Source organism: Rhodococcus sp. A14 (genome assembly GCF_011603105.1).
Lineage (GTDB): Bacteria > Actinomycetota > Actinomycetes > Mycobacteriales > Mycobacteriaceae > Rhodococcus_F > Rhodococcus_F opacus.
In genome coordinates this window covers 1-8,365 of record NZ_JAAOQS010000188.1, presented here as the reverse complement: position 1 = coordinate 8,365, position 8,365 = coordinate 1, and the positions used below count along the sequence as shown (strand labels likewise).

At 68.3% G+C, this 8,365-nt stretch carries 5 protein-coding genes and 1 pseudogene; 2 read left to right on the top strand and 4 right to left on the bottom strand.

Going from position 1 to position 8,365, the window contains the following annotated elements; all coding sequences use genetic code 11:
• Window positions 1–583: 583 nt before the first annotated feature.
• Window positions 584–856, bottom strand: a pseudogene (locus G9373_RS48460) (nucleotidyl transferase AbiEii/AbiGii toxin family protein); the annotation flags it as partial.
• 430 nt (window positions 857–1,286) lie between these two features.
• Between G9373_RS48460 and G9373_RS43905 the strand changes: the two are divergent.
• The gene (locus G9373_RS43905) at window positions 1,287–1,943 is read left to right on the top strand and encodes a TetR/AcrR family transcriptional regulator (protein WP_043789512.1); all 657 of its coding nucleotides are present in this window, start codon (window positions 1,287–1,289) and stop codon (window positions 1,941–1,943) included.
• Window positions 1,944–2,425: 482 nt separating this feature from the next.
• Here G9373_RS43905 and G9373_RS43900 read toward each other — a convergent pair whose 3' ends face one another.
• The 3 genes from G9373_RS43900 to G9373_RS43890 all read right to left on the bottom strand — a co-directional run bounded on the left by G9373_RS43900 (window position 2,426) and on the right by G9373_RS43890 (window position 7,620).
• Window positions 2,426–3,043, bottom strand: coding sequence for a TetR/AcrR family transcriptional regulator (locus tag G9373_RS43900; protein ID WP_240482920.1), 618 nt, complete (start codon window positions 3,041–3,043; stop codon window positions 2,426–2,428).
• Between the two features lie 180 nt (window positions 3,044–3,223).
• Window positions 3,224–4,270: a zinc-binding dehydrogenase gene (locus tag G9373_RS43895; protein ID WP_005566122.1), complete on the bottom strand. Its 1,047-nt coding sequence runs from the start codon at window positions 4,268–4,270 to the stop codon at window positions 3,224–3,226.
• Between the two features lie 134 nt (window positions 4,271–4,404).
• On the bottom strand, window positions 4,405–7,620 hold the full coding sequence (locus G9373_RS43890) for a cytochrome P450 (protein ID WP_005566123.1): 3,216 nt from the start codon (window positions 7,618–7,620) through the stop codon (window positions 4,405–4,407).
• Window positions 7,621–7,821: 201 nt separating this feature from the next.
• On the opposite strand from G9373_RS43890, the gene G9373_RS43885 reads away from it, so the two are divergent.
• Window positions 7,822–8,365 (top strand): TetR family transcriptional regulator (locus G9373_RS43885; RefSeq protein WP_167121085.1); only part of this gene is annotated, 544 nt, incomplete at its 3' end.

The following is an 8,365-nucleotide window of genomic DNA, read 5'->3' as shown; positions in this document are numbered from 1 at the left end:
GGGGAGGACCGGGGCCTGGGGAGCGCTCTGGCCTTGGCAGATGACATGTCCCGTGTACTCGCTTGTGTCGGGTTCATTGTGCCGCTCATGCATGAGCTGTTTGTGGTGACGCACCGCATGCTGAGCACACCGTGCGTGATTTGATGGGCGGCTGGTTCGACTCGCGGCTGACGCCGGGGGCGTCGTGATGCCGGCCGGGTTGCGCGGGAGCTGCGGCGTCGCCGCGCGGAGGTGGGCCGGCCGCTGCGGATTGCGACGTCCGATCTCGCTCGCGCCGCGGAGACTGCGTGGATCCTTGCCGACGTGCTCGGTATTGGGGTGAGGGCGGATGCGAGGTTGCGTGAGATCAGTTTCGGGGAGGCGGAGGGGCGCACCGTATGGGCGCACCTCACACCCCACCCCTGACACCTCCCGAACTCCCCCGCAACTCCTCCTGCCCAGCACCTTCCAGCGCGGTGCGCGGCGACCACACGTAATGCGTCAAACATGCAGCGACGAAAAGACATTGGCGTTCCACTCTTCCTGCACGGCGCGCAGCCACATAGCCACGCCGTGCGGAGATCGTCGCGTTCCTCCGACGCCATCATGCGCGCTGAGGGTCGACGGTAGTTGGGCCCTCGCAGTGGAGGGCGTCGGGTGCGGTGATGGTGAGTCGGGTTTGGCCGGCGAGTTGTGTGTGCCATTCGTTGTCGCTGGGCGGTTTGGTGAAGGCGTAGTTCCCGGGGTTCTTCCCTGTCGGCCCGTGTTTGCGGAACAGTGCCGCGGTGTCGGGGTTGATGGCGCCGAGGTTGGTCAGTGCCCAGAGGTCCCAGAGGTCGCGGGCGGCGGCGCGGTCGCACCAGGTGGCGGTTTTGGAGGCGGCGAACGTGCGGTTGGTCGACTCGGCGGACCAGCGCTCCGTGAGGTCGAGTCAGCTACTCGAGGGTGGGGTGAAATGCAGCTGGAACCGCGTGGGTGGCCGGCCAGGCATTTCTTGATCGCTGGGGTCTCGTGCGTTGTGTACTGTCGCATGCCAGGTGGGAGTCCAACTCGGCAGGGGTGTTGGTGTCGATGGTTTTGAGGAACCGCAGGACTCCTGGTGTCGGTGGCGACGCTGGTGCAGGCCGATGACCTTGCCCGGTGGCGACATTCAACGCCGCATGTTGGACAAAGGCCACCGCAGGAAGTCGTTGATCGCCGCGCAGGGCGAGGAGGGGTCTCGGCCGGGGGTACGCGGGAAGGCGGCCGATGCGTCACCACGACTTTCCATACGGCGCACGGAAATACTCAGTGGTACCATACGTCGTATGGAAATGCGGCGGAAGGCACCACGGGGGACGAGGAAGAGGGACGTACCGCTCACCAAGGACGGCATCTACGCCATGGCGCTGCAGCTCATCGACGCCGACGACGTCGAGGCGCTCACCATGCGCAAACTCGCGACCGCGTTGGATGCCAACCCGATGTCGCTGTACCACCACGTGCCGAACAAGGAGGCGCTGCTGCACAGCGTGGCCGCGCGCGTCGGCTCGCAGTTCCGCACGGGGGAGCAGACGGACATTCCATGGCAGGAGCGATTGCGCCAACTGGCGCTCGACTTCCGCGCCTTGGCGCACCGCCATCCCAAGCTGATGGCGTACTCCTTCGCGCGCGCCGACTACGTCCAGCCGGAAGACCCCTTTTGGCGGGGACTCACCGACGTCCTAGCCGCCGCGAAACTGCCGGCCTCGGAGATCCCGCGCGTCGCTGCCTCCCTGTGCGCGGTCTTCACGGGGCTGCTGCTCAGCGAACTGACCGGAGCACTCCAGCGGTGGACCACCTTGCCGCCGGCACGACCCGGCCCCGACGGGGAAGACGCCCCCCCACCCCGGAAGGACGTGGTCGACGCGATGTTCAGCTATGCGCTGGACGCCACGATCGCCGGCGTGGAAAGCCATATCGCACGAACCCGCGAGGAGCCGTGACGGAGCGGAGCGGCTGTCGTGGGCACTGACGGACACTTCTCCGCTGCCCCAGTCCCTGCGCACTGAGGCGGCGAAGCGGCGGACGCACGCGGCGACGTTACGTCCCTGGTCCGTTACCCGCCCAGGCTCGACCGCACAGCGGTCGGTGGGCAGACCACCGCCTGGTCCGGCGCCTCCTGCCCTACCTCGCCTGATGCTGAGAGGCGTTCATACCGAGTACCCGGAGCCAGGCCGAACCGTTCGGTGTCGTCCAGGTCGAGTAGGTGGGTGGAGCGAGCGCACCCGGGGCTTCATCGGCCTCACACAGCGTCAACTGTCGCTGCGCAAAAGTTGGTAGCCGCAAGGCTCGGCCACGCGTCTCCAGGGCCGCGGTGGGACACAGGCCCGCCTTCCGAGCTGGCGGCAGCCATCGGGGGTGGAGGCTGTGGACACGTTCATGCACGGGTCAGGGAGTGTCGGAACGCCGTTCATGCCCCTCTGATTCATGCAGAACCTTCCCCACGTGGAGCGCAGCCACCTGTGGTGCTACGCCCGGCGGCGACGAGGAGCGCGGTCGCCGCAGCCTCACCCGTGGGATCCGCCCAGGTGGACGCGGCGTTCTCATCGAGGAGGGCCGGCATCAGCGCTTCCAGCGCCAGGGCGAGGACTGGGGCGGGAACATGGTCCGCGAACACGCCTTCCTCCTGACCACGTCGCACGGTGGCCTCTTCGGCCGCCGGTGCCAGGATGGCTCGGATGGTCTCATCTCCCCGATCCCGGCGCCTCGAGGAGATGAGCATGCGGTATTCGTCGCCCACCGCCCATGCCGCCAGGGCCGTCCGCGCCATCGCCTCCAGCGGGTCGGCACCTGGAATACGGGCCGCGGCGGGCGCCTGTTGAAGCGCTTGGCCTGCTTCCCGCGTCAAGGCGGCGACCAGCACTAGCCAGCTGGAGAAGTGCCCGTACCGGGTGCGCCGTGCGACGCCGGCCGCCTGAGCGATGCTGTCGAGACTCGTGTCGGGGTGGTCCCCCAGTTTCTGCCGAGCGGTCGCGAGAATACGTGCGGTTCGAGCGAGCAACACGGCGCCGCGGAGTGCGGCCAGGACATCGGACACCGGCATGACTCCCATCTCCACTTCCGAATCGTGCGCCGCCACGGAGGACGCCGGGCTCTGGCACCCGGCTACGAGTCGGCGGGTGCCAGGCCAGCAGATACCGGAAGGCCATGGGCGCCGGTGTCCCTCGGCACCGGCGCCCACTCACCCCGCCCGGGGTGGCTTTGATGTCCCACTGGAGAGGTGTCAGGGGACGAGGATGAGGCGGATCGGGTCGCCGATCTTGTTCTCCAGCCGGTGGACGGCGTCGGCGGCGTCCGCCAGCGGGATGTGGTCGGTGATGGAGGGGGCCAGGTCGAGGCGACCGCTGGAGGCCAGCTGCACCAGCTCGGTGACTGACTCGGGCGTGCCGCCGTAGTGGCCGCGTACCTGCTTCATCATGTAGTTGAAGGTCAGACCCTCGGTGATGGTGAGCGGCCTGGGCGTGATGCCGACCAGGATCAGGGAGCCATTGAGGCCGAGTACGGAGGCGGCCTGCTCGCGGACGGCGGGCACGCCGGCGCAGTCGAAGGCGAAGTCGAGGCCCTGCCCGGCGGTGGCCGTGCGGACCTGGTCGGCGAAGTCGGGGGCGGCCGGGTCCAGAGCGAGGTCCGCGCCGAATTCCAGGGCGCGTTCCCGGGCGCTGGGCAGCAGGTCGATGGCGATGATCGGTGCAGCGCCGACCAGGCGGGCGAGGCGTACGTTGTGTGCGCCGACTCCGCCCACGCCCCAGATGCCGACGGACTGGGCGGGGCGTACGCCGGCGGTGGCGACGACGGCGGCGTAGGGAGTGGAGACCGCGTCGGGGATGATCGCGGCCTGGTCGAAGGGGAGGCTGTCGGGGATGGGAATGAGGGTGTCCTCGCGGGCGAGGGTGTACTGGGCCCAGCCGCCGTCGTAGTCGATGCCGGCGGTGAGCATCTGGGTGCAGGGGCGGCGGCGCACACAGCCGGCGCACCGGCCGCAGGTCTTGCCGGCCTCCAGGGTGACGCGGGTGCCGACGGTCAGGCCTCTCTCGAGGTCGGGGCCGAGGGTGTGGATCACCCCGGAGACCTCGTGGCCGACGGTGACCACGTCGGAGGTGGCGAACAGCGGAACGAGGGAGCCGTCGATCAGGTGCACGTCCGAGAGACAGACGCCGGCGGCCCTGACTTCGATGAGTATCTCGCCCGGTCCGGGCACGGGGACGGGGACCTCTTCCACGACGAACTTCTTGCTGTCCAGGTGGAAGCGTCCGGCGAGCATGGTGTCCATGATGATCTGCTTTCTGTGAGCGGCACTCCCAGGCGGTTCGGGCCTAGGGGTGCTGGTGTCTGACGGGCTTGTGAGGGCCGGGACGCGTGCGGGGCAGCGGATGGGGCCGCAAGCCTCCCGGCGTCTTGGGGGGGTCAGGCGAAGACGTCCTGCTGGTAGCGCTCGTCGGCTTCGAGCTGGACGAGCCACTGCTGGGCGGCTTCGTCGTCGCCGCCGGTCCGCTGGCGATAGATCGCGGCGAGGGCCTCACGGACGGCGGGCGCCATGCGGCGGCCGTCACCACAGACGTAGATGTACGCGCCGTCCTGGAGCGCCTGCCACACCGTGTCGGCGGCGTTGGCGATGGCGTTCTGCACGAAACGGGCAGGGTGGCCGGTCACCGCGGAGAAGGCGCTGTGGACCTGGGCGATCCCGGCCTGCTCCCAGGTCTGCATCTCGTCCCGATAGAAGTAGTCGTGCTCCGGGTGGCGGCAGCCGACGAAGACCTGCGACAGGCCCACCTTCGTGCCGTTCTCGTGCTGCCGGGCGCGCTCCTCCAGGAATCCGCGCAGCGGCGCGATGCCGGTGCCGGGACCGATGAGGAGCAGCGGCGTGGCGGGGTCGGCCGGCGGGGCGAAGGTCGGGGAGGGCACGCGAACGTAGCCGTAGAAGACGTCGCCGGGCTCCTGGCCTGCGATGTAGGAGGAGCAGGTACCGCGGTACTGGCCGTCACCGGACAGGGCGGGCCCTTCGAGGAGACCGACGGTCAGGCGCACGTGGCGCGGGTCGGCCAGCGGGGCCGAGGAGATGGAGTAGAAACGGGGACGGATCGGCCCCATCATCTCCAGGAACACCCCCAGCGGCAGCTCCACCGCAGTGAAGCGCTCCAGCAGGCCCAGCACCGAGACCCGCTTGGCGAGGATTTCCGTCTGGTAGCGCTGCTCGGCTTCCTCGGCGTCCGCCGCGTACGCCTCCAGCTGAGGCCGAGTCCACGGGCAATCGGTGTGCTCGGCCAGGATGCGTACCTGGGTGCGGGTGGCCACGTCCTGCAATTCCAGGAACTCGGTGAGCAGCAGGCCTGCGGTGACGGGCGTACCGACCGGCAGGTGCGTCCGGCCGCCTGCGGGCTGTTCCAGGCGCAGGACCTGGTCGCGGTCGACGCCGAGGCGGGCGAGGGTTCGGTCGACCAGGGCCGGCTCGTTCTTGGCGAAGACGGCCAGATGGTTGCCGGTGTCGTAAGTGACGCCCTCGGGGAGTTCGATGGTGATGGACTTCGCCGACGGGCGCGGCGGTTCGATGCTGAAGTCCCACAGCCCGGTCGCATCGGCCACGAGTTCCTCGTTGGCGACCACCGTCAGGGGGTAGGCCTGCTCGGAGACGATGGCGGGGCGTACGTCCGCCTCGGTGAGCAGCTGGACCTGGTAGCGCGGTCCGCTCGCGTCGGAGGTGTCGGCGGCGTACTCCTCGGCCAGCGTGGCCCACAGGGTGTCCATCCAGCGGGAGGCCATGCCGTCGAAGTCGCCCGCGGCGTCCGCGATGCCCCGCTCGACCACCGGGGTCGCGCCGGCCGCCAGCAGCGCCTCCTCGATCCGCGTGGGGAACGCCTGGTAGGTCGCCACCCACTGGGTGTTGCCGGCGCCCAGCAGGGCGAACCGTACGTTCGACAACGAGCCCTCGGGCAGTCCGGCGGCGATCAGGTCGTCGAAGCGCTGGGCGTTGTCCGGCGCCTTGCCGTTGTAGCTGGCGGCGACGACGACGAGCAGGCCCTCGGTGGGCAGGTTGTCACCCAGCTCGTCCAGGCTCGTCAGCGTGGTGCCGAACCCGGAGCGCTCGGTGCGGTCGGCGATGGTGCGCGCCAGGTCTTCGCACGATCCCAGGCTGGAGCCGTAGGCGACGGTCAGGTGCACTCCGACACCGCTGACTGCCGCCGGCGCCGAGACGTCATCCGACTGCAGCTGTACGGCGCCGAACACGGTCCGCTCGTGCTCCTGTCGAGTCCGCACGACCAGCTCGAAGTCGCTCGGCTTGCGCGTCAGCGCCTCGTTGACGTCCATCTTGTAGTCGCCGGTGTCGGAGAACTTGAACTTCTGCAGCACCAGCGCCAGGGCCAGGCGGGCCTCGGTGAGCGCGAATTGCCGGCCGATGCAGGCACGCACACCGTTACCGAACGGCTTGTAGGCGTGCGGGTGGTGCTGGGCACGGTTCTCCGGCAGCCACCGGTCGATGTCGAACTCCTCCGGCCGCTCCCACGCCTTCGGGTGGGTGTGCAGCGGGCCTTCGAGGATGTTGACCCGCGTGCCCTTCTTCAGTTCGTAACGGCCGCCGATGACGGTGTCCGCTATCGGCGCCTTGCCGAATGCCGGGATGGGAGCCCACAGGCGCAGGGTCTCGTCCAGGATCCGCGGGATGACATCGAGCTTCATGATCGTGTCGTAGTCCGGGACCGTGTCGCCGGGCATCAGCCGGTCCACCTCGGCGTAGGCCTGGGCCAGCACGTGCGGGTTGCGCATCAGCGAGTACATGGCGAACGACAGCAGACCACTGGTTGTCTCGTGACCGGCGATCAGGAACGTCAGCACCTGGTCGCGGACGTTGTCGTCGGCCAGCAGCTTACCGGTCTCCGGGTCGGTGGCCTCGAGCATCAGACCCAGCAGGTCCTGCTCACCACTGCCCTTCCCCTGACGGCGCTCCTTGATCACGCTCTCGACCAGATTCTGCATCAGCCGGATGTTCTCGCGGTACTTCTTGTCATCCGCCTTGCGCAGCTTGGTCAGCATCGGCAGCTCCTGCGAGCGCCGCAGCGACTCCACCAGCGCGCCCAGCAGTGCGTTGAGGAAGGGGTGTAGCTCCTCCTCGTCGAAGGACTGGAACCGGTAGCCGAACCCCGACAGGGCAATGGTGTCCAGGGTCAGCCGGGTGTAGTCGTCGGTGATGCGGACCGGCTGACCCTCCCTGCGCTCCCACTTGCCCACCAGGTTCTGGGCGATCTCCAGCATCTGCCCGTAGTAGGCCTTCATGGCCCGCTGGCTGAAGGCCGGCATGAGGACACGGTGCGCCATTCCCCATTCCTCTTCGTGCTGGTGGGCCGTGAACAGGCCCGCCCCCGCGAAGTCCCGAACGTGATGCAGCGGCGTCTTCTCGATCTGCTTGAAAAACCGCGTCTCGTCAGAGATCTCGGCCACCAGGTCGGGGTCGTAGACGAAGACCTGCTCGATGCCAGCGATGTCCATGCCGTAGATGCCCTCGGGGAACTGCTTGGACAGCTCGCCGAAGTACTCCACGGGGTTGGTACTGGGGATCTGCGGCGTGTGGCCGAGGAGGGGTATCCCGCGTGGGGACCGGATGGGGCGAAGGTTGTTCGACGTGGTCATGGCTTGCTCCTTTGTGTGGAGAGGGATGGGCAAGGGCGCCGGTCGGTGCCGCGGTGCACCACGGAAACGTACGCCGTATGGAACAGAACCATACGTAGTATGGAACTTCAAGCGCGATCCGGGTCGAGGGAGTGTCTGCTCCGTCACCGTGGGGGTCGAGTCCATGTCCACACGCCGCAAAGAACCGATACCGTACGACGTATGAAAAAAAAGAAGCGACTGCCGCGGAGAACGAGGAGGAGAGAGGTACCTCTGACCGAGGCCGGGATCTATGCCGCCGCCCTGCGGCTCATCGACGCGGACGGGGTCGAGGCGCTCACCATGCGCAAACTCGCGACCGCGCTGGATGCGAACCCGATGTCGCTGTACCACCACGTGCCGAACAAGGACGCCCTGCTGCGCGGCGTGGCGAGGTTGGTCGGCGCCCAGTTCCGCACCGTGATGCTGGAGGACGCTCCCTGGCAGGAGCGCATCCGCCTGCTTGCCACAGATTTCCGGACGCTGGCGCACCGCCACCCCAACCTCATGGCCTACTCGTTCAGTCAACCGGACTTCATCCAGCCCGAAGACCCGTTCTGGGCTGCGCTCATCGCGACACTGGATGCCCCAGGGGTGCCGCATTCAGCGATCCGGCGGGTCGCCGCTCTTGTGTGCGCTGTCGTCATCGGCGTCCTCATCGCCGAGCTCAATGGCGCGCTTTGCCAGTGGTCGAACCTCAAGCCCCCCGCCCCCGCCGCCAGCGAAG

What these genes read in the sequence shown, in the direction of transcription:
- G9373_RS43905 (WP_043789512.1), top strand. Translation starts at nt 1,287, where the DNA reads ATGGAAATGCGGCGGAAGGCACCACGGGGGACGAGGAAGAGGGACGTA.
- G9373_RS43890 (WP_005566123.1), bottom strand. Translation starts at nt 7,620, where the DNA reads ATGACCACGTCGAACAACCTTCGCCCCATCCGGTCCCCACGCGGGATA.
- G9373_RS43900 (WP_240482920.1), bottom strand. Translation starts at nt 3,043, where the DNA reads ATGCCGGTGTCCGATGTCCTGGCCGCACTCCGCGGCGCCGTGTTGCTC.
- G9373_RS43895 (WP_005566122.1), bottom strand. Translation starts at nt 4,270, where the DNA reads ATGGACACCATGCTCGCCGGACGCTTCCACCTGGACAGCAAGAAGTTC.